This window comes from Kitasatospora sp. MY 5-36, assembly GCF_001182915.1.
Taxonomy (GTDB): Bacteria; Actinomycetota; Actinomycetes; order Streptomycetales; family Streptomycetaceae; genus Kitasatospora.
Genome location: NZ_LFVW01001294.1, coordinates 1 through 976, shown reverse-complemented (window position 1 = coordinate 976; position 976 = coordinate 1). Strand labels below are relative to the sequence as shown.

1 protein-coding gene is annotated in these 976 nt (G+C 75.6%); it reads right to left on the bottom strand.

Annotated elements, in window-relative coordinates; genetic code table 11:
* Positions 1 to 157 precede the first annotated feature (157 nt).
* Complete coding sequence (locus AE652_RS42050; RefSeq protein ID WP_049661418.1) at positions 158 to 769, bottom strand: ScbR family autoregulator-binding transcription factor; 612 nt, start codon at positions 767 to 769, stop codon at positions 158 to 160.
* Between the last annotated feature and the right edge of the window lie 207 nt (positions 770 to 976).

Sequence of the window (976 nt, the reverse complement as noted above, 5' to 3'; positions counted from 1 at the left end):
CCGGCCAGGTGCTGCTCGCGGGCGAGGAGACCGGCCGGCCCGGTCCTGAGGCGGTGAGCCGGCTCTGGACGGCCGCGCTGCCGGCCCTGGTGACGGCGGAGCGCCGGGCGGGCTACCGGGTCTGAGGCCCCGGCCCCGGGGCTCCCGGAGTCGGGGCTCAGGCGCGCTCGGCGACGCTCAGCCGGGCGAGCGCGTGCGGCTGGACCAGGCCGGGCAGCAGCAGCGTCCAGAGGTCGGACAGCCGCTGGATCAGGTCCTGCCGGTCGGCCAGCACCTGGGAGCTCAGCTGGATGCCGGTGACGGCCCCGGTGATCACCCCGGCGGCCGCGGTCAGGTCGACCCCCGGGTGGAGGTCGCCGGCCTCCCGGGCGTGCTCCAGCAGGACGCGGACGGTGTCCATCCAGCCCTGGTAGGCCGCGAGCTGCGGCTGGGTGAAGCTGCCGTGCTCGATCGTCAGCCGGATGCTGCCGCGCACCAGCGGGTCGGTCTGGAGCGCGCGGGCGAAGGCGTACCCGAGGTCGATCAGGTTCTGCACCGGGCTGTCCGAGGCCGGTGTCCAGCCGGAGATGAAGACGCCCTGTCCCTCGATGACGGCGAGCGCCAGCTCCTCCTTGGAGCGGAAGTGGAAGTACAGCGCGCCCTTGGTGACGCCGGCGCGGTCCAGGATCTCGGACATCGTGGCGGCGGCGTAGCCCCGCTCGTCGAACACCTCGGCCGCCGCGACGAGTACCGTCTGGCGGGTCGCCAGCGCGCGGGCCTGCCTGGCCATCGCAGCCTCCCTGGAAAGTTCTGGTCTCGGCAGCGGCCGATCCTATGGGGGCGGACGGGGCGGCGGACGCATACCGTCCAGTAGGCATCCTACCGAGCCCGCCGCGGGCCCCTCCGGCCCCGGCCGACCGGGCGGGAGCACCGCCGACGCGGCCCCGGACCAGCGCCGACGCGGCCCCGGACGAAGCCCGAGGCGGCCCGGGCAACG

Coding starts and splice junctions, on each gene's coding strand:
- AE652_RS42050 (WP_049661418.1), bottom strand. CDS start 769: ATGGCCAGGCAGGCCCGCGCGCTGGCGACCCGCCAGACGGTACTCGTC.